The organism is Actinomadura sp. 9N407, from assembly GCF_044326315.1.
Taxonomy (GTDB): Bacteria; Actinomycetota; Actinomycetes; order Streptosporangiales; family Streptosporangiaceae; genus Spirillospora.
The window spans coordinates 70,405-88,785 of the sequence record NZ_JBIRAW010000035.1; the positions used below are offsets into that span (position 1 = coordinate 70,405).

Genomic DNA, 18,381 nt, shown 5'->3' on the forward strand with positions numbered 1-18,381 from the left:
TTGGAGTTCGTTCGCGGATTCTGCGATGGCAGACGAGTGCGGAGGACGCCGACGAAGGAGGAAGACCGCCTCGCGTTCGTGCCGTCGGGGCCCGCCACGCCGGCCGCAGTCGGCATCGAGAGCCGCGCGGAGTTCGGCGGTCCGGAGGTCCTGCGGAGCGTGACCGTTCCGGAGGAGGCCCCGGGCCGGGCCAGGTCGTGGTCGACGTCGAGGTCGCCGGGGTGCTGTCGATCGACACGGTGGTCCGCAGCGGGCAGGCCGCTGAGATCTTCCCGGCACAGCCCCCGTACGTGCCTGGGGTCGGCGCGGCCGGGCAGGTCAGCGCGGTCGGCGAGGGCGCCGATCGGGAGTGGGTCGGTCGGCGGGTCCTCGCCGACGTCGAGGACGGCGGCTACGCCGAGCGGGTCACCACCGCACTGGAGAACGTGATCCCGATTCCGGACGGCGTGGGGACGTGGGAGGCGATGGCGTTGCTGCACGACGGTGCCGGGGCGCTGTCCGTCTTCGACCGGGTCGACGTGCAGCCCGGCATGACCGTGCTGGTGCAGCCGGCCGCCGGTGGCCTCGGTAGCGGGCTGGTACAGCTCGCCGCCGCCGCCGGAGCCCGCGTCATCGGCGCCGCCCGCGGCGCCCACAAGCTCAAAGTCGTCAAGGAACTCGGCGCCGACCTGGTGGTCGACTACACCATGCCCGGCTGGATCGATCAGATCGCCGGCGTGAACGTGGTCTTCGACGGCGTCGGGGGTGACCTGGGCCAGGCCGTGTTCGCACGCGTGCAACGCGGCGGCACGTACTCCAATTACGGGTTCGCCGGTGGCGGGTTCACCGAGATCGACCGGGAACGGGCGGCGCTGAGCGTTACGAGCCGGCCTCCGGACGTGCCTGCCGAGCGGACACCAGGGTAAGGCCCATAAATTTCTATCAACAGTTACTGTGATAGAAGTAATGGATGCGGATACCTATCAACGATTACGCCGCGGGAGCGGCCGTGGCGACCGAGCTGGTCAACACCTCGCCGACCGTGCGCGCCGCCACGGGCGAGGCCCTTCCGGATCCGGACGCGCTGGCGCTCTTTCTGGCCGGGCACGGCATCCGGCTCGACGCCATGGCCCATGGGCGGCCCCTGACGGGTGAGGACCTGTTCGACGTGCAGCTGCTTCGCCGGGAGGTGCGCGGCGTCGTGGAGACCGAGACCGAGGACCAGGCCGTAGCGGGCGCGACCGTGCTGCTCGGCCGCGCCGCCCTCGGCCCGGTCCTGCACCGTGATTCCGGTGGCCGGTGGCAGTGGTACGTCCCGACCGCCGCAGGCGCGCCGCTCGCCGAGGAGCTGGCCGCGTTCATCGGTACGGGCCTTCTCGGCGCCGTACGGGCGCTGGGCCACGAGCGCTTCCGCCCCTGCGCCGCCCCTGACTGCCGCGGCGTGTTCGTCGACACGAGCAAGGCCGGACGCCGCCGCTACTGCATGCCCGACCTGTGCGGCAACCGCGTCAACGTCGCCAACCACCGCGCCCGCCGGCGGAGCGTGACCCGGTGAGCGCCCCCGAGACCGGTGCGGAGCACGGCCCTGCGAGCCGCCCGCCGCTGCGGGACGCCCTCCGCCTTCCCGACGGCACCTGGATCCGCGGCCGCGGACTGCGCCGCCCGCCGCCCGAGGGCCCGGCGCCCGACTTCGGCCTCTACCTGGGGTCGAGCCGCCTGCGAAGCCGCCACGCCGGCGCCCTTTCCTGGCCGCATGAGTGGATCGACTGGCCCGACTTCCTGCTCCCCCGCGACCGGGACCAGGCCGTCCGGCACATCCGCGCGCTGTACGAGCGGGCGCGGGCCGGCGAGTCCGCCGAGGTCGCCTGCGGGGGCGGCGTCGGCCGTACCGGCACGGTCATCGCCTGCCTGGCCGTCCTCGCCGGGCACGACCCGGCCGGAGCCGTCGCCTGGACGCGCGAGCACCACCATCACCGCGCGGTCGAGACGCCCTGGCAGCGCCGCTGGGTATCCCGGTTCCCGGCCGGCTGACCTCCCTGCCGATGGTGTCCGGGAAGGGCGTGCCGATCATCGTTTCTCGCGCCGGCCGATGGGTCCGCCGCCTTCCGCTCAACCGTGCAGCCGTTCGTTGAGCCGTGCGGCCTGTCGTGTGAGGTGTTCGCGTTCGGGGAGGCTGGGCGCCGATTCGGCGGCTTCGGCGTAGAGCCGTGCCGCGGTCACCGGGTCGCCGTCACGCTCGTGCAGGTACGCCTTGACGGCGGTGTGGCGGGGCAGGGCGGGGTCGAGTCCGGCCAGGGCGGCCAGGCCGGCCCGGGGGCCGTCGGCCTCGCCGACCGCGACGGCCCGGTTGAGGCGGGCCACCGGGTTGCCGGTGAGGCGCACCAGTTCGTCGTACCACTCGACGATCTGCACCCAGTCGGTCTCCTCGGCCGCCTGGGCGTCGGCGTGGAGCGCGGCGATGGCGGCCTGGGCCTGGAACTCGCCCAGGCGGTCGCGGCCGAGGGCCGCCTGGAGCACCTCGACGCCCTCGGCGATCAGGCGGGTGTTCCACAGGCCGCGGTCCTGCTCGGCGAGGGGCACCAGCCTGCCGCCGGGACCGGTCCGTGCCGGGCGCCGGGCGTGGTGCAGCAGCATGAGCGCGAGCAGGCCCGCGACCTCCTCATTGTCGATCTCGGCCGCCAGCCGGCGAGTGAGCCGGATCGCCTCGGCGGCGAGGTCGACGTCGCCGGAGTACCCCTCGTTGAAGACCAGGTAGAGCACGCGCAGCACCGTGGCGACGTCACCGGGCTCGCTGAACCGGACGCCCGAGACGGTCCGCTTGGCCCTGCTGATCCGCTGAGCCATGGTCGCCTCCGGGACGAGGTAGGCCTGCGCGATCTGCCACGTGGTCAGGCCGCCGACCGCGCGCAGCGTGAGCGCGACGGCCGAGGCCGGTGTCAGGGACGGGTGCGCGCACAGGAAGTACAGCCGGAGCGTGTCGTCCACCGCCTCCCCCGGACCGGGCGAGGGCTCGACCTCGACGCGTACCTCGCGGTTCCGCCGGGAGGTGTCGGCGCGGGCGGCGTCGAGGAACTTGCGCCAGGCCACGGTGAGCAGCCAGCCCTTGGGATCGCGCGGCGGGTCGTCCCGCCACGCGCGCACGGCCTCGACCAGGGCGTCCTGGACGGCGTCCTCGGCCGCCGCGAAGTCGGCTCCGCGGCGGACGAGGATCCCGATCACGGTGGGGGTGAGGGTGCGCAGCAGGGCCTCGTTCACCGTGCGTCACTCCGTGATGGTCGCGGGCGCGCCGTAGAACGGGCGCACCTCGAGCCACTCGTGGATCGGCCTCCCGCCCGCGCCCGGAGCCGCCGACAGCTCGCCGGCCAGCTCGACCGCCCGCTCGTAGGTCTCGACGTCGATCACCATCCAGCCGGCGATCAGGTCCTTGGTCTCCGCGAACGGGCCGTCGGTGACCGGCGGCCGCCCCTCGCCGTCGTAGCGGACGAACGTGCCCTCCGGGGACAGCGCCTGGCTGTCGACGAACTCGCCGGTGCCCTCGAGCCGAGCCGCGAAGTCCCGCATGTACTGCACGTGGGCGGTGACCTCCTCCGGCGTCCACTGGTCCATCGGCACGTCGTTGACCGATGCCGGCGCGCCCCGGTAGTGCTTGAGCAGCAGGTACTTGGCCATCATGTTCTCCTCGGTGCGGTACGGCCATTGTGGCCGCGTTCACCCCAGGGACGGAGCGGCGCGCCGGTTCTCGACATCCCGCCGCGACTTTTCTCGGCGGATCTTTCCCGGCGCGCTCAGACGTCGCGGCGGTGGACGGCGGTCACGGCGACGGCCACCGCGACGATCGCCCAGGCCGTGAAGACGATCCAGGCCTCGGTGATCGTCACGGGGTACTTGCTCACCCAGCGCATCGGCCCATCGGCCCCCTCGGGCGACAGGCTCCGCGCCGGATTCTCCACCAGGGCGGTCCAGGCGCTGAACGGCATCGCGTTGCCGATCTCCTTCACCCAGCGGTACGTATCGCCCGTGAACAGGCGCGGCAGCAGGACGAGCACGCCGACGATCGCGACGATGGTGCCGGCGGAGTGCCGGATCAGGGCGGCCAGGGTCATCCCGACCACGGCGGACAGCGGAGCGAGCAGGGCCGATCCCGCGATGGCCCGCAGCGTGCCGGGGGCACCGAACGGCAGGCCGATGCTCACCTGGTCGTAGATCGCCTGGGTCACGCCGAACGACATCGCGCCGACGATCGTTCCGTACGCCAGCGTCACCGCCACCACCACGGCCACCTTGGCCGCGACCACCGAGCGGCGGGCCGGGACGGCCGCGAACGTCGTGCGGATCATTCCGCTGCCGTACTCACCGAACAGCGTGGCGGCGCCCACGGCGGCGGCGACGACCATGAGGATCTGGAACGCCTCGGGGACGAACGCCGCGTTCATCGGGTCGATCGCGGTGCGCTGATCGGGGTTCGAGCTGCCCTTGATGAGGTGGACGTTGGATCGGGCGGAGTTCGCGCAGATCCCGATGGAGACCAGCGCGCCGATCACGAACGCCGCGGAGGTCGAGCGGAGCGACCGCAGCTTGATCCACTCGGCGGCGAGCAGGTCGCCGAACCGGACGCGGGTCTCGGTCACCGGCAGGGTCGATGTGCTCATCGGGATTCCCCTGACCGGTGTTCGGTGCTGCCGGCGGTGAGTTCCATGAACGCCTGCTCCAGGGACGAGCTCCGGGCGGTGACCTCCTGCAGCAGGAGGTGTCTCTCGAAGGCGAGCTCGCTGACGCGGTCCGCGGTGAGTCCGGTGACCGTGTACGACCCGTCCGCCGCGGGCTCCAACGCGCCGCCCGCGGCGACCACGATGGCCTCCAATGCGGCGGAATCGGACGTCCGGACGGTCACGCTCTGCCGCGTACCGCGAGCGGCGAACGCCGTCAGGGACTCGGCGGCGATCAGCTCGCCCCGGCCGATCACGATCAGCTGGTCGGCGGTGTGCTCCATCTCGGTCATCAGGTGGCTGGAGACGAAGACGGTCCGGCCCTCGGCGGCCAGCCGGTGGAACAGCCCGCGGACCCACAGCACGCCCTCGGGGTCCAGCCCGTTCAGCGGCTCGTCGAACAGCAGCACGGGCGGGTCGCCCAGCAGCGCGGTGGCGATCCCGAGCCGCTGCTTCATCCCCAGCGAGTACCCGCCGATGCGGCGCCGCGCCGCGCTCGCCAGCCCCACCTCCTCCAGCAGTTCGGTGACCCGCCGGCGCGCGATGGCGTTGCTTCTGGCCAGCGCGGACAGGTGCGCCAGCCCGCTGCGCCCGCTGTGGACGTCGCCCGCGTCGAGCAGCGCGCCGACGTCATGCAGCCCGCGCGGCCTCTCCCGGAACGGGCGCCCGCCGATGGTCACGCTCCCCTCGGTGGGCGTGTTCAGGCCGAGGGCCATCCGCAGCGTGGTGGTCTTCCCGGCGCCGTTCGGGCCGAGGAACCCGGTGACGACTCCGGGCCGCACCGTGAAACTCAGCGCGTTCACGGCGGTCGTCCGGCCGTAGCGTTTGGTCAGTTCTCTGGCTTCGATCACGTGGCCAACGGTGCCGGAGGCCGCCCCGGCGCCACATCGGACCGCCGTCCAGTCCTGGGGGTACCATGGGCGTACGCCCGTGGGCCAATGCGCCGGCCGGGTCCGGCCGGTACGGTCACCGTATGAAAGCTCCGCTGCTCAGACGCCTGCCGCCCGGAACATGGACGGCCCTGGCCTGGGTGGCGGCCCTTGCGTACGCGCTGGTGGTGAGCTTCCGGCTGCCGGGCGAGGTGCCGCGGTTCCGTCCCGAGGGATTCGTCGCGCTGTCGGGCACGTCCCTGACCCTCGTGGCGGCGGCCACCGTCATGACGCTGGCCGGCAGCGTCCTGCTGGGCCGCCGGCCGCTGCCTGCGCTGGCCCTGTTCCTGGCCGGGTCGGTGTTCGCGTCTATGGCGCTGAACTCGACCGAGATCACGTTCCCCCAGTTCCTGGCGGCCGATGTCGCGCTCGGCTACATCGCGGCGACCCGGTCCCGCCGGATGTCGGTCATCGCCGTGGCGATGGCCGTGGCGGTCCTGACCGGGCACGCGGCCACGCGGCTGCTGCTCGGTTTCCCCATCGGCACCTCGACGCAGCTGACGGTCGCCTTGACCGCCGTCATCGCCTGGCTGGCCGGCGGCTGGACCCGGCAGAGCCGCGACCACGCCCAGGTGATGCACGCGCAGGCGGTCATGGGTGAACGGCTCCGTATCGCCCGCGAGCTGCACGACTCGGTCGCGCACAGCATCGGCATCATCGCGATCCAGGCCGGTGCGGCCAAGATGGTCATCGACACCCAGCCCGCGGCGGCGCGCGAGGCGCTGGGCAGCATCGAGACCGCCGGCCGCGAGACCCTGGCCGGCCTGCGCCGGATGCTCGGCGCGCTCCGCCAGGCCGACCCGATCACGACCGCGCCGGCCCCGGGCCTGGCCGACATCGAACGGCTCGCCGCGACGACGACGGCCGCCGGCGTCCAGGTCGACGTGCGATGGCAGGGGCGGCGGTGCCCGCTTCCCGCCGAGATCGACCTGTCGGCGTTCCGGATCGTCCAGGAGGCGGTGACCAACGTGGTCCGCCACTCCGGTACGCGCCGCTGCCGGGTCTCGATCGAGCACCGCGACGACGAGCTGGCCATCGAGGTCGTGGACTCCGGACGCGGCGGGCCCGGCATCGGCGGGGGCTACGGCATCGTCGGGATGCGCGAGCGGGTGGGCCTGCTGCACGGCGAGTTCACCGCCGGGCCGCGTCCCGAAGGCGGGTTCCGCGTCGCCGCCCGGCTGCCGGTGGGGTCGCGTTGACGGTACGGGTCGTGCTCGCCGACGACCAGCCGCTGGTACGGGCGGGCCTGCGCATGGTCATCACCGACGACCCCGAGCTCGAGGTCGCCGGTGAGGCCGGGACCGGGAGCGAGGCCGTCCGGCTGGCCCGGGACCTGCGTCCCGACGTCGTGGTGATGGACATCCGGATGCCCGGCATGGACGGCATCGAGGCCACCCGGATCATCACGGCCGACCCCGAGCCCCCGCGCGTGGTCGTGCTGACCACGTTCGACGATGACGACTACGTGTACGGGGCGCTGCGTTCCGGCGCCTCCGGATTCCTGGTCAAGGACATGGCGCTGACCGACATCCTCGCGGCGATCCGGGTGGTCGCCGCCGGTGACGGCCTGATCGCGCCGGGCGTCACGCGCCGCCTGATCGAGCAGTTCGCCCGGCGACCCGAGCCGGCCCCGGTCCCCTGGCGCCGGCCGCCGGACGCGATCACCGACCGGGAGCGCGAGGTGCTGGTCCTGGTCGGCACCGGCCTGACCAACCACGAGATCGCGGCCCGGCTCATGATCAGCGTCGGGACCGTCAAGGCGTACGTGAGCCGGCTGCTGGCCAAGTTGGACGCCCGCGACCGCGTCCATCTGGTGATCATCACCTACGAGATGGGCCTGGTGTCCCCGCCGTCAGGCTGACCGGTCCGGCCGGGTCAGCAGGCCGCGTTCGAAGGCGACGACGACCGCGTGCGTGCGGTCGCTGACGTCCAGCTTGGCGAACACCCGCAGCAGGTGGGTCTTCACCGTGGCCTCCGCGATGATCAGCCGCTTGCCGATGTCGGCGTTGGACAGCCCGTCGGCGACCGCGTTCAGCACGTCGATCTCGCGGGCGGTCAGCGCGACCTGGACGGGGCGCCGCATCCGCGCCACCAGCCGCTCGGCGACGCGCGGCGCCAGCACGGTCTCGCCCCTGGCCGCCGCGTGGATCGCGGCGACGAGCTGCTCGCGCGTGGTGTCCTTGAGCAGGTAGCCGATGGCACCGGCCTCGACCGCGCGCTCGATCTCGGCATCGGTGTCGTAGGTCGTCAGGATCAGCACCCGGGTCCTGGCCGGGCCCGCGACGATCGCGGTGGTGGCCGCGACGCCGTCCAGCACGGGCATCCGCAGGTCGATCAGCGCCACATCGGGACCGAGGCGTTCGACGAGCTCGACGGCCTCCCGGCCGTCGCCCGCCTCGCCGACGATCGCGATGGACGGCTCGGAGGCCAGCAGGGCGACGACACCGGCGCGCATCACCGTGTGGTCGTCCACCACGACGACGCGGAGTCTGTCTTCGGTCACTGTCACACCTGATCGTTCGTGGGGATCACGGCGAGCAGGCGGGTGCCGTCGCCGAGGGAGCTGGTGACGGTGAGCTCGCCGCCGAGCTCGGCCAGCCGCTTGCGCATGCCGTCGAGCCCGAAGCCCTGGGACGGCCCGGGCACGAAGCCGCGGCCGTCGTCGGTGATCTCCAGCTCGACGCCGTCCGGATGCCGCGCCAGGACGACGCCCACCGTCGTGGCGGCGGCGTGCTTGCGCACGTTGGCCAGCGACTCCTGGGTACAGCGCAGCAGCGCGATCCGGGTCTGCTGGTCGCACTCGATGTCGGGCAGGTCCGCGTTGACGGCCAGCCCGGTGTCCTCGGTGAAGCGGTCGAGCGTGCGGCGCAGCGTGCGGGCGACCGACCCGGCCGCGACACCGCTCTGGGGCGCGGCGCCGACGAGCACCCGCGCCTCGGCGAGGTTCTCGCGCGCGGTGCGTTCGATCGACAGCAGCTGCCGGGCGCTCCGGCCGGGATCGTCGCCGATCCCGGCGCGGGACGCCTCGGCCAGCACGATGATGGACGCGAAACCCTGGGCGAGGGTGTCGTGGATCTCCCGCGCGAGCCGTTCGCGCTCCTCCGCGGCGCCCTGGCGCTGGTACGCCTCGGCCAGCCGGAGCCGTGTGGTCTCCAGCTCGGCGCTGAGGCGGCGGGCGCGCTCGTCGCGCTGCCCCAGCACCCGGTGCATCCACAGCCCGAGCAGCACGCCGGCCGCGTACCCGATGAGCGTGGAGACGACATTGCCGGTGAGGAACTCCGCGTCCCAGCCGCGCCGGACCGTACCGCCCACCAGGGTGAACGCGGCGGCGGCGCCGCTGAAGGCGATCGCGTGCCGGGGGCTGCGGGCCAGGATCCAGAAGTGCGGGAGCGACACGATGAACATCGCCGCGCCGCCGCCGAGCTCGTACGACATCGCCCCCAGCACCAGGACGAGCACGCACAGGAACGTGTACGGACTCGCCTTCCGCACGGTCGCGTAGCAGAGGGCGAGCACGGCCAGCAGCGCCAGCGACCCGTACTTGGTCGCGTCCGGCTGGTCGCTCACGGCGATGACCGGGGGGCCGAGGCCGAGGAGGACCCATACGACGTCGTACGACCGGTGCAGTCTCCCGGCCTGGAGCCGGTCGCCGGACTGCGGCCGAAGATCCATACCGGTCAGCCTACTTGCGCGGGCCGACGGCTCTCGCCGGCGGCGGCCGCCGCACGGCGCACGCCCCGTGACGGCCACCAGCTGCGGTCGCCGAGCAGCAGCATGAGCGAGGGAAGGATCATGATCCGGATGATGACGGCGTCCAGCAGCACGGCCACCGCCAGTGCGAAGCCCATCTGCTTCATCTCCATGATGTGGAGCGAGACGAAGCTGGCGAACACCGTCACCATCACGAACGCGGCGCCGGTCACCACGCCGGCCGAGCCGCCGATGCCGTCCAGGACTGCCTGGCGGGTGGGCACGCCGTTCAGCGCCGCCTCCCTGATCCGGCTGATCACGAACACCTGGTAGTCCATCGACAGCCCGAACAGGATCACGAACAGGAAGAGCGGTACCCGGGACCCGATCGAGCCCGTGGAGGTGAAGTCGAGCAGGCCCTCGGCCCAGCCGTTCTGGAAGACCAGGACCAGCAGGCCCAGCGAGGCGCCCGCCGACAGCAGGTTCAGCACCACGCCGACGAGCCCTAGGACCACCGAACGGAACGCCCACACCGTCATGGCGAAGGTCACCAGAAGCAGCGCCCCGATGATGAGCGGCAGCTTGCCCTTCTGGTGCTCGGGATAGTCGGCGTAGCGGGCGACATCGCCCGTCACCGCCGTCTCGACGCCATCCAGGCCGCCCACGGTGGCGGCCACATGGTCGCCGCGCAGATCCCGCAGGGACGACCGCGCCGCGTCGGTGCTCACATGGTGCGGTACGGCCAGCTCCAGGATGCTGATCCGGCCGTCCGGCGAGGTGCGCAACTCCGCCGTGCCGGCGAGCCGCGGGTCGGCCTTGGCTCGTTCGGCCAGGTCGCGCAGCGCGCCGGTCACCTCGCCCGCGCGGTCGGGCGCGGCCCGTACGACGACCTGGTGCATGGCCTTGAGCTCGGGGAACGCCTCGTTCAGCCGGTCGTAGGTCCGCATGGCGGGGATGTCGCGCGGGTGCGTCTCGCGCCCCATGTCGGTCAGGTCGAGCCCGAGGAGCGGGGCGGCGAGGGCGAGCATGACGAGCGTCGCGACGCCCAGCGTGATGGCGGGGCGCCTGCTGGTCGTGCGCAGCAGGGTCGTGGTGATCCGGCCGCCGCCGGTGCTCTGGCGCCGCGTCCGTGCGGCCACGCCGCGAGCGGCCTTTCGGGCGGCGCGGTGTTCGGCCCGTTCCCCGAGCTTGACCAGCAGGGCCGGCAGGACGGTCAGCGAGCTGAGCACCGCGACCAGGGAGACCAGGATCGCGCCGGTGGCGATCGAGGAGAAGATGACGTCGCCGGCCAGGTACAGCGTCGCGCTCGAAACGGCGACCGCGAGCCCGGACAGGACGACGGCCCGTCCCGAGGTGGCGGCGGCCAGCTCCACCAGGGCCCGCGAGGAGAGGCGGCCCGCGGAACGGGCCCGTTCCTCCCGCTCGCGCTTGAGGTAGAACAGCGTGTAGTCGACACCGACGGCCAGCCCGATCAAAAGGATCACGTTCGTTCCCACACCCGCGTCAGGGAAGGCGTGCGAGGCCAGCATCGACAGGCCGACGGCGGCGACGATCGAGGAGAGCGCCAGCAGCAGCGGCACGACGGCCAGCGCGATCGAACCGAAGATCAGCAGCAGCGTGATCAGCGTGACCGGCAGCGCGATCATCTCGGTCCGCGCCAGATCGCTGTCGCGCAGTTCCCCGACCCCCTTGCCGATCGAGGGACCGCCGGTCTCCGCCACCCTCAGCCCGGGATGGGCCGCCTGCACCTGGGCGGTCTGCGCGAGCAGCGGTTCGACGTGCTCCTTGCCGTCGAGTTCGGGACCCCGCATGGTCACATCGACCCGTACCGCCGTGCCGCCGGCCGAACGTACCGGTGCCGCGACTGACTCGACCTCGGCCAGTCCCCGCATCCGTTCGGTGATGTCGCGGGCCGCCTCGCCGACCGCCGCCTGGTCCAGGCGTCCCGTACCGTGCGCGGCGGAGATGAGCACCCGTTCCATGGGCTTCTGCTGCAGCCCGCCCTCGGCCGCCATCGCCTCCGCCCACCCGGCCTCACCGAGCCGGTAGTCCGCCGAGACGGCGGGGTTACCGCCGACCCCGATCCCGATACCCAGGCACAGCGCCACGAACAGGAACCATGCGGCGATCGCCCGCCAGGGATGCCCGGCACTCCACCGGGCCATGCGTACAGGAAGGTTCGTCATGCCGTTAAGGCTGGTCGCCGAGCCGTGGCCGCAGACAGCCTCGACCGGCTGAACCTGGTGTCCACCGATCGGTGGACACCAGGTTCAGCCGCTCTTGCGCGCCTCGATCAAGAAGCGGGACGAGTGGGCGACGAACGTCCCGTCCTCGCGGATCCGCTCGTGCAGATCGCGCAGCCGGTCGCGGTAGGCCTCGACGGTGAAGCCGGGAACCGTCCAGACCACCTTGCTCAGGAAGTAGACGACCGCGCCGATGTCGAAGAACTCCATCCGCAGCCGTTCGGACCGTACATCGACGACCTGCAGGCCGGCGGCCTCGGCTTCGCGGGTCTCGTCATCGGGGTGGCGCCTGCGCCGGATCTCCTCCGGCTGGGGACCGAGGAAGAACTCGACGAGCTCGAACGCGGTCGCCGGGCCGACATGCTGGGCGAAGTAGGTCCCGCCGGGCGCGAGCACGCGGGCGATCTCGTCCCACCACACGCTCGCGGGGTGCCGGCTGGTCACCAGGTCGAACGCCGCGTCGGCGAACGGCAGCGGCGGCTCGTCCGGGCTCGCCACGACCACCGCGCCCCGCGGATGCAGGAGCCGGGTCGCCTTGGCGGCGTTAGGCGGCCAGGACTCGGTGGCCGCCATCGCCGGCGGGAACCTGGTGGCCTCGGCCAGGACCTCTCCCCCGCCGGTCTGGACGTCCAACGCCGCCGACGCGCGAGCGAGCCGTTCGCTCATCAGCCGCTGGTAGCCCCAGGAGGGACGCTCCTCGGTGGCCCGCCCATCGAGCCAGGAGAAGTCCCAGCCCTCGACCGAAACCGATCCGGCCTCCGCCACCAGGTCATCGAACGTGCGCGCCATATCTTGATCATGCCAGCCGGCGGCCCGCCGTCCCGGCCCGCCCCTCGCCCCTCCGGCGTGCGCGACTCGTACGACCTGGAGATACTGGCCCAATGATGCATTTCGCGGACGCCGCGCAGTGGGAGTCGTGGCTGGCCGAGCACCACGAGGACGAGGACGGCGTCTGGCTGAAGATCGGCAAGAAGGGATCGGCCGTCGCCGCCCTCAGGATCGAGCAGGCGCTGGAGGTCGCGCTCTGCTACGGCTGGATCGACAGCCAGCGCAAATCCCATGACAAGGACTTCTTCCTGCAGCGGTACTCGCGCCGCCGCAAGACCAGCCCCTGGTCGCGGGAGAACGTCGAACGCGTGGAGGCGCTGACCGCCGCCGGGCGCATGCGCCCGCCCGGGCTGGCGGAGGTCGCCGCGGCCCAGGCCGACGGCCGCTGGGAGGCGGCCTACGCCGCCCAGCGCAACGCGACCGTCCCGCCCGACCTGGCCGAAGCGCTGGCGGCCGCCCCCGAGGCCGCCGCCCGCTTCGAGGCGCTCGACAAGACCGGCCGCTACCGGCTGATCCTGCCGCTGCTGAAGACCAGGACCCCGGCCGGGCGCGAGGCCCGCCTGCGGAAGACGATCGCGGACCTGCAGAGCTCCTGAAACGTTCCCTCGCCGCCGCGGGCCTCCGGCCATTGCGGACGGCGGGGCCAGGGGCGATCATGGCCGGACGGTGCCGGGTGATCTCCCGGCGAAGCCCTGGGCGCCTTCTGCGGCGGTGCCGTCTTCCTGCTGATGTACCGAAACGGCCACGGGCACATCTACTGGCTGACCCTGGGGGGGAGGAATCCAGGAACAGCGGTTGGCGCTGAGAATGATCTTGGAGGGTTGTGGGCGGTCGGAACGTTCGCTTTGTAACGTGTCGATCGCTGTGGGCTGGTTACCGGTGGGTCGCTCCTACTTTCTTGTGGGCCGGGCGTGGAAGCGCGCGGTCTATGACAACCGGGATCTACTGGAGGGGGCCGTGGATCGTGACGCGTACGTGGTGTGCGTGCTGGAGCACCTGTTCCGTGCCCTGCAGGTGCGGGACGTGTTCGCCGCGCCGTCGTTGCGATGGGGCGACCCGCGAACCCATCTGCTTGCTGGTCCCGCGTGGGAGGCCGTGGCCGAGGATGTGCTGGCGTCGCTGTCGCTGACCGACCCGGTCGAGCAGCACTTGAGCAGCAAGGCCGTGGCGCTGGACGTGGCGCGGAAGCAGATGGCCGCCCGCCTGGAGGAGGCGGGCGATGAGTCCCTGGTGAAGGTGGTCGTCTCGCCTGGCGCTTCGGCCCAGCCGGGGCGGGCGCGGCTGGTTGTGGAGCCGCTGGGAGCGCTGGGCGAGTCGGACACGCTCAAGGAGCTGCGGGCGGTGTGTCAGGCGATGCTGCCCCGCGTCGACCTGCCCGAGCTGCTGCTGGAAGTCCATGAGTGGACCGGGTTCCTGGACGCCTACACCCACCTGGCCGACATCTCCACCCGGATGGACGACCTGCCCATCTCACTGGTGGCGCTGCTGGTGAGCGAGGCGTGCAACGTCGGCCTCCCTCCGGTGATCAAGCCGAATGAGCCGGCGCTGACGCGGGGCCGGCTGTCGCACGTCGACCAGAATTACGTGCGTGCGGAGACCCACGCTGCGGCGAACGCGGTGCTGATCGAGGCGCAGGCCGGCGTGCCGGTCGTGTCGGCGTGGGGTGGTGGGATGCTGGCGTCGGTGGACGGGCTGCGGTTCGTGGTCCCGGTCCGCACCATCAACGCGGGTCCCTCACCCAAGTACTTCGGCTACAAGCGGGGGATCACCTGGCTGAACGCGGTCAACGACCAGATCGCCGGGATCGGGCAGATGGTGGTGCCGGGCACCCCGCGTGACTCCCTGTACATCCTGGATTGTCTGATCAACTTGGATGCCGGGCCCCAAACCCGAGATGGTCACCACCGACCAGACCAGCGACAGCGACATGGTGTTCGGGATCTTCTCCCTGCTCGGGTACCGGTTCGCGCCCCGCTTCGCTGATCTCGGCGACCAGCGGTTCTGGCGCGCCGACCTGCCCCACCCCAGCAGCGACAGGGCGAGTGACTACGGGCTGCTGGAGGCGATCGCCCGGCAGAAGATCAATCTGAGAAAGATCGCCGAGCAGTGGCCGGATATGCGCCGGGTCGCCGGGTCGCCGGGTCGCTGGTCACCAACCAGGTCCGCGCCTACAACCTGCTGCGCATGTTCGCCCGCAATGGCCATCCGACGCCGCTGGGGCGGGCATTCGGTGAGTATGGCCGGATCGACAAGACCCTGCACCTGCTGTCGGTGCTGGATCCGATCGACAACACCTACCGGCGCACCTTGGGCCGTCAGCTCAGCGTTCAGGGAGTCGCGGCAGCGACTCGCCCGCAAGATCTGCCACGGCGGCGGAGGGAGGATCCGCCAGCCCTACCGGGAGGGCCAGGAGGATCAGCTCGCCGCGCTCGGCCTGGTCGTCAACGCCGTAGTGTTGTGGAACTCCACGTACCTGTCGGCGATCGTCGACTACCTGCGCGCGGCGAGCTGGACCTCCAGTGAGGGCGCCGGGGTGACCGACGAGGATGTGGCCCGCCTGTCGCCCCTCGGCCACGCCCACCTCAACTGCCTGGGCCGCTACGCCATCACCTCGTCTGCCCCCGCCAGGGGCTCCGGCCGCTGCGCTCGCCCGCCGACGGCCCAGACGACGAGGAGGGAGCGGCCTGACCGCAGCCCCCGGCGATGGAAGCGGGGCGGCAGCGTCTTCACCCGCTGCAATCCGCGCTGCCGCTCCGCTTCAGGCTCCAGAGTCTGTCTGGCCCGGTCAGGTTGCAGGGAGGGCCGAGCAGGTCAGGACGGTGTCGTGATCGTGGGCGAGTGGCTGCGGTCCGGCGGTCCGTTCGGTCCCCACCAGCGGGACCAAGGGCCCCACCCCTGGGAAGAGTTGGAGCCTCAAGCCGGAGGGGACCCTTTCTGTGTTCACGGCTCTTGGTGCGTGGCTTCAGCGGTGCCGCCGCAGCTTGCCAGGTGAGACCGTGCCGAAGCGGTCGCACGAGGACATGGACAGTAGTCGGGAGAGAAACAGGCCACCGGACTTTCCGGACGACCGGCGTTGTCATCCAGGTCCCGGAGGCGGTGGGGCTCGTCCCGCTGGCCGCGCTGGTCGGAAGGCCTTCCTGAAGGGCCGCGCTGCGGAGGTGGCCTGGATCAGGGGACGCGGTGTTCCAGGAGGGAGCCCTGGCGCAACGTCACCGACATCAGGTCGGTCGGCTCGTCCAGTTCGATGCGGTGCCAGCGGCCGCGCGGAACGATGAAGCAGGTGCCGGACGTCAGCCTGACCATGTCCTCGTCGGCGTCCGGTCGTTCCGGGCGCAGGTAGATGCGCATGGCGCCGGTCAGGCAGCAGACCGCTTCCTCGGCGGCGGGGTGCATCTCCCAGTGATCGGCGTGCACGTCTGCGTCGGTCTCCACGTGGAACGTGGCCAGCTGCCAGCCGCCGAGGTCCTCGGTCATCCTGAGTTCCTCGTCGCGTGCGAGCCCGTCCTGGTGGAAGTGGATCGCGCGGGCGAACATGTCGAGCGCTGCGTGGGTCATCGTGCTCCTTCAGTGCGGAGGCGGTCCTTCTGGACCTTGCCGGCGGGGGTCAGCGGAAGGTCGGTGCGGATGACGATCTGCTTGGGCACCTTGTAGTCGGCGATGGACGCGGCGCAGTGGTCCTTGAGGTCCTGCGGAGTGGTCCGCGCGCCGGGGACGAGTACCGCGTAGTAGCGGCCGATCTCGCCGAGGACGGGGTCGGGTACGCCGATGCCGGCCGCCATGACGACCTCGGGGTGCGCGGCCAGGACGTTCTCGACCTCGATGGGGTAGACGTTGAACCCGCCCTGGACGAACATCTCCTGCCGGCGGCCGCGCAGGGTGAGGAGACCGTCGTCGATGCGGGCCATGTCGCCGGTGTGCAGCCAGCCGTCCCCGCTGACCGTACGGGCCGTCTCGGCGGTTAGGCCGTGGTAGCCGGCCATGACCGATGGCGTCCGTACCAGCAGCTCACCGGTCGTACCGGGGTCCGCGTCCGAGCCGTCGGTGTTGACGATCTTGGCTTGGACTCCGGGCAGTGGCCGTCCGATCGACCGTACGGTGCTCTCCGGGTCGCTGTCCCATGGCGTCATCACCACGGCTCCGGACGTCTCGCTCAGGCCGTAGAGGTTCATCACGGTCGCGTTCGGAAAGGCCCGGGTCAGCCGCCGGAGTAGCGCCGGCTCGGCATTGGCCCCGCCGGTGACGACCAGGCGGACTCCGGACGTATCGGCCGTGTCGATGCCGGGTGTCTCCAGCAGCAGGGTGTGCATCGTCGGCACGCCGACCCAGACGGTGAGGCCGCTCGTCTTGAGGAGTTCGAGGGCGGCGCTGGGGGAGAAGGCCGGGAGCAGTACCGTCCGGGCTCGGGCGGTCAGGGCGGCCAGTACGCAGCAGGTGATGCCGCTGACATGGTTGAGCGGAACGGTGATGGGCAGCACATCGCCGGGTCCCAGCCGCATGTGCCGTGCCTGGGCGGTGGCCGCCGCGAGCTGGCCGCGGTGCGTCAGTGTCGCGCCCTTGGGCCGTCCGGTCGTCCCGGACGTATAGATGATCATGACGGGGTCGTCCGGTGCGACCAGCGCCCCGGCTGCGGCCAGGCGCGCCGCGTCCGGTGGGACGGCTTCGAGGTCGGCGAGGGTACGGTCACCGCCCGTACCGATGGACACGACCTCCCGGAGCTGCGGAAGGGCCCCGCGGGCCCTGGCCAGGATGCCGAGGAAATCGACGTCACCGGCCGAGGGAACGGTGAAGACCGAGCGGGCGCCCGAGTCGCCCAGGATGTGCGCGATCTCGCTGTCGCGATAGCGCACGCTCAGGCCCACCACGACCGCCCCGATCTTGGCGGCGCCGAAATAGACCGCCAGCCAGCCGGGCGTGGTGAAGTCATTGAGGGCGATGCGGTCGCCGTGCCGTACGCCCAGCCGCAGCAGGCCGGTCGCGATGCGGTCGGACCGCTGGTCCATCTCCGCGTACGAGATCCGCCGTTCCCCTGCCGACCAGCCCGTTCGTTCCTCGGTGGCCGCCGCGCGCAGGAGGTCGCCCACGCGTTCCCCGGTCACGACCCCACCTTGAGGTGCATGGTGAGGAACGCGATCTGGTCGCCGACGATCCGTTCGACCAGCGGCGGGTGGTACACGGTGAAGTGGTCAGCGTCGTAGTGCTTGAGGACGCCGCGGGGTGCGGCGGCGGCGACCTTGACCGCGATCGCGGGATCGATGAGGTTCTCGCGGTCGCTCTGGCACACCAGCAGCGGGCACCGGATCCGGGTCGCGCGGGCCGAGGCGTTGTAGAACAGCATCTCCAGCCCGGCGGCGGCTGCCACGCGGTTGTCGAACCGGTAGCCGGGCGGGCAGACCGACTCCCAGCCCTCCACGGCGCCCGGCTGGTTGACGAAGGCCAGTTCTCCGGGTCGGCCGACGAACTGGACGTACCGTCGCGGCCGGCGGAGCACGGCCCGGAGCAGGTCGGAGGTGATCGGGACGGTGAAGCGGGCCAGATGGCGCAGCCCGGCCCTGGTGGCGATGGCCCGGCCGTTGAGGACGGGGCACTGGACGACCGCTGCCGCGAGTTCTGGGTGACGGGCGGCTGCGGCGACCACGTGGCTGGCGCCGAACGAGGTCCCCCACAGCGCGATCCGGCCGGGGTCGAGTTCCGCGTGGGTACGGGCGAACGCCAGCGCCGCGTCGATGTCCTGGGCGTACCGGCGCGGGCTGACGATCTGGCGTGGCAGGCCGCCGGACTCGCCCAGATGGCGGAAATCGAACGCCAGCACCGCCAGGCCCGCCGCGCTGAACCACTTCTCGTACTGGTCGAGCATCATCTCGTGGGTCGCTCCGCCGCCGTGCACTAGAACGACGACGGGATGCGGGCCAGGCCGTTCCGGGACGGTCAGCCAGGCCGCGACCTCATCGCCTCCGGAGGTGAAGGAGATACGTGTCGTCATGACGCTCCGTTCAAGTACGTTGTACG

The 18,381-nt window shown here is 71.8% G+C and carries 17 protein-coding genes and 1 pseudogene; 7 read left to right on the forward strand and 11 right to left on the reverse strand.

Annotated elements, in window-relative coordinates:
• Positions 1 to 20: 20 nt before the first annotated feature.
• From ACH34Q_RS38495 to ACH34Q_RS38505, 3 genes are all read left to right on the forward strand, one after another.
• Entirely contained in the window at positions 21 to 905 is an 885-nt protein-coding gene (locus ACH34Q_RS38495) for a zinc-binding dehydrogenase (protein WP_395988157.1), read from the forward strand.
• A gap of 83 nt (positions 906 to 988) precedes the next feature.
• The gene (locus ACH34Q_RS38500) at positions 989 to 1,534 is read left to right on the forward strand and encodes a CGNR zinc finger domain-containing protein (RefSeq protein ID WP_395988119.1); all 546 of its coding nucleotides are present in this window, start codon (positions 989 to 991) and stop codon (positions 1,532 to 1,534) included.
• Entirely contained in the window at positions 1,531 to 2,010 is a 480-nt protein-coding gene (locus tag ACH34Q_RS38505; RefSeq protein WP_395988120.1) for a protein-tyrosine phosphatase family protein, read from the forward strand. Before ACH34Q_RS38500 ends, ACH34Q_RS38505 begins: the two co-directional genes overlap by 4 nt.
• 78 nt (positions 2,011 to 2,088) lie before the next feature.
• Here ACH34Q_RS38505 and ACH34Q_RS38510 read toward each other — a convergent pair whose 3' ends face one another.
• From ACH34Q_RS38510 to ACH34Q_RS38525, 4 genes are all read right to left on the reverse strand, one after another.
• Positions 2,089 to 3,234 (reverse strand): RNA polymerase sigma factor, encoded by a 1,146-nt coding sequence (locus ACH34Q_RS38510; protein ID WP_395988121.1) that lies wholly within the window; start codon positions 3,232 to 3,234, stop codon positions 2,089 to 2,091.
• 6 nt (positions 3,235 to 3,240) lie between these two features.
• Positions 3,241 to 3,648: a YciI family protein gene (locus tag ACH34Q_RS38515; protein WP_395988158.1), complete on the reverse strand. Its 408-nt coding sequence runs from the start codon at positions 3,646 to 3,648 to the stop codon at positions 3,241 to 3,243.
• Positions 3,649 to 3,764: 116 nt separating this feature from the next.
• Entirely contained in the window at positions 3,765 to 4,628 is an 864-nt protein-coding gene (locus ACH34Q_RS38520; protein ID WP_395988122.1) for a hypothetical protein, read from the reverse strand.
• Positions 4,625 to 5,536: an ABC transporter ATP-binding protein gene (locus tag ACH34Q_RS38525; RefSeq protein WP_395988123.1), complete on the reverse strand. Its 912-nt coding sequence runs from the start codon at positions 5,534 to 5,536 to the stop codon at positions 4,625 to 4,627. The genes ACH34Q_RS38520 and ACH34Q_RS38525 overlap by 4 nt, the downstream gene beginning before the upstream one ends.
• Positions 5,537 to 5,658: 122 nt before the next feature.
• Here ACH34Q_RS38525 and ACH34Q_RS38530 point away from each other — a divergent pair, with 122 nt between their 5' ends.
• Positions 5,659 to 6,813 carry a sensor histidine kinase gene (locus ACH34Q_RS38530; RefSeq protein WP_395988124.1) on the forward strand — a complete coding sequence of 385 codons (1,155 nt, stop codon included), beginning with the start codon at positions 5,659 to 5,661 and terminating at the stop codon, positions 6,811 to 6,813.
• Positions 6,810 to 7,475: a response regulator gene (locus ACH34Q_RS38535; RefSeq protein WP_395988125.1), complete on the forward strand. Its 666-nt coding sequence runs from the start codon at positions 6,810 to 6,812 to the stop codon at positions 7,473 to 7,475. Before ACH34Q_RS38530 ends, ACH34Q_RS38535 begins: the two co-directional genes overlap by 4 nt.
• Here ACH34Q_RS38535 and ACH34Q_RS38540 read toward each other — a convergent pair.
• The 4 genes from ACH34Q_RS38540 to ACH34Q_RS38555 form a co-directional block, all read right to left on the reverse strand.
• Positions 7,467 to 8,117 carry a response regulator gene (locus ACH34Q_RS38540; RefSeq protein WP_395988126.1) on the reverse strand — a complete coding sequence of 217 codons (651 nt, stop codon included), beginning with the start codon at positions 8,115 to 8,117 and terminating at the stop codon, positions 7,467 to 7,469. The two genes, ACH34Q_RS38535 and ACH34Q_RS38540, sit on opposite strands and share 9 nt — an antisense overlap.
• A gap of 2 nt (positions 8,118 to 8,119) precedes the next feature.
• Complete coding sequence (locus tag ACH34Q_RS38545) at positions 8,120 to 9,286, reverse strand: sensor histidine kinase (protein ID WP_395988127.1); 1,167 nt, start codon at positions 9,284 to 9,286, stop codon at positions 8,120 to 8,122.
• A gap of 5 nt (positions 9,287 to 9,291) precedes the next feature.
• On the reverse strand, positions 9,292 to 11,490 hold the full coding sequence (locus ACH34Q_RS38550; protein WP_395988128.1) for an MMPL family transporter: 2,199 nt from the start codon (positions 11,488 to 11,490) through the stop codon (positions 9,292 to 9,294).
• An 84-nt stretch (positions 11,491 to 11,574) separates the two neighbouring features.
• Entirely contained in the window at positions 11,575 to 12,336 is a 762-nt protein-coding gene (locus ACH34Q_RS38555; RefSeq protein WP_395988129.1) for a class I SAM-dependent methyltransferase, read from the reverse strand.
• A 92-nt stretch (positions 12,337 to 12,428) separates the two neighbouring features.
• On the opposite strand from ACH34Q_RS38555, the gene ACH34Q_RS38560 reads away from it, so the two are divergent.
• Positions 12,429 to 12,971, forward strand: a complete 543-nt coding sequence (locus ACH34Q_RS38560; protein ID WP_395988130.1) for a YdeI family protein — start codon at positions 12,429 to 12,431, stop codon at positions 12,969 to 12,971.
• Between the two features lie 301 nt (positions 12,972 to 13,272).
• Positions 13,273 to 15,063 (forward strand): annotated as a pseudogene (locus ACH34Q_RS38565) (Tn3 family transposase); the annotation flags it as partial.
• 480 nt (positions 15,064 to 15,543) lie between these two features.
• Here ACH34Q_RS38565 and ACH34Q_RS38570 read toward each other — a convergent pair.
• The 3 genes from ACH34Q_RS38570 to ACH34Q_RS38580 are packed head-to-tail and all read right to left on the reverse strand — an operon-like array spanning position 15,544 to position 18,355.
• Complete coding sequence (locus tag ACH34Q_RS38570; protein WP_395988131.1) at positions 15,544 to 15,930, reverse strand: cupin; 387 nt, start codon at positions 15,928 to 15,930, stop codon at positions 15,544 to 15,546.
• Entirely contained in the window at positions 15,927 to 17,471 is a 1,545-nt protein-coding gene (locus ACH34Q_RS38575) for a class I adenylate-forming enzyme family protein (RefSeq protein WP_395988132.1), read from the reverse strand. Before ACH34Q_RS38575 ends, ACH34Q_RS38570 begins: the two co-directional genes overlap by 4 nt.
• Positions 17,468 to 18,355 (reverse strand): alpha/beta hydrolase, encoded by an 888-nt coding sequence (locus ACH34Q_RS38580; protein WP_395988133.1) that lies wholly within the window; start codon positions 18,353 to 18,355, stop codon positions 17,468 to 17,470. Before ACH34Q_RS38580 ends, ACH34Q_RS38575 begins: the two co-directional genes overlap by 4 nt.
• Positions 18,356 to 18,381 lie beyond the last annotated feature (26 nt).

What these genes read in the sequence shown, in the direction of transcription:
- ACH34Q_RS38550 (WP_395988128.1), bottom strand. Translation starts at nt 11,490, where the DNA reads ATGACGAACCTTCCTGTACGCATGGCCCGGTGGAGTGCCGGGCATCCC.
- ACH34Q_RS38555 (WP_395988129.1), bottom strand. Translation starts at nt 12,336, where the DNA reads ATGGCGCGCACGTTCGATGACCTGGTGGCGGAGGCCGGATCGGTTTCG.
- ACH34Q_RS38545 (WP_395988127.1), bottom strand. Translation starts at nt 9,286, where the DNA reads ATGGATCTTCGGCCGCAGTCCGGCGACCGGCTCCAGGCCGGGAGACTG.
- ACH34Q_RS38570 (WP_395988131.1), bottom strand. Translation starts at nt 15,930, where the DNA reads ATGACCCACGCAGCGCTCGACATGTTCGCCCGCGCGATCCACTTCCAC.
- ACH34Q_RS38560 (WP_395988130.1), top strand. Translation starts at nt 12,429, where the DNA reads ATGATGCATTTCGCGGACGCCGCGCAGTGGGAGTCGTGGCTGGCCGAG.
- ACH34Q_RS38515 (WP_395988158.1), bottom strand. Translation starts at nt 3,648, where the DNA reads ATGGCCAAGTACCTGCTGCTCAAGCACTACCGGGGCGCGCCGGCATCG.
- ACH34Q_RS38580 (WP_395988133.1), bottom strand. Translation starts at nt 18,355, where the DNA reads ATGACGACACGTATCTCCTTCACCTCCGGAGGCGATGAGGTCGCGGCC.
- ACH34Q_RS38520 (WP_395988122.1), bottom strand. Translation starts at nt 4,628, where the DNA reads ATGAGCACATCGACCCTGCCGGTGACCGAGACCCGCGTCCGGTTCGGC.
- ACH34Q_RS38530 (WP_395988124.1), top strand. Translation starts at nt 5,659, where the DNA reads ATGAAAGCTCCGCTGCTCAGACGCCTGCCGCCCGGAACATGGACGGCC.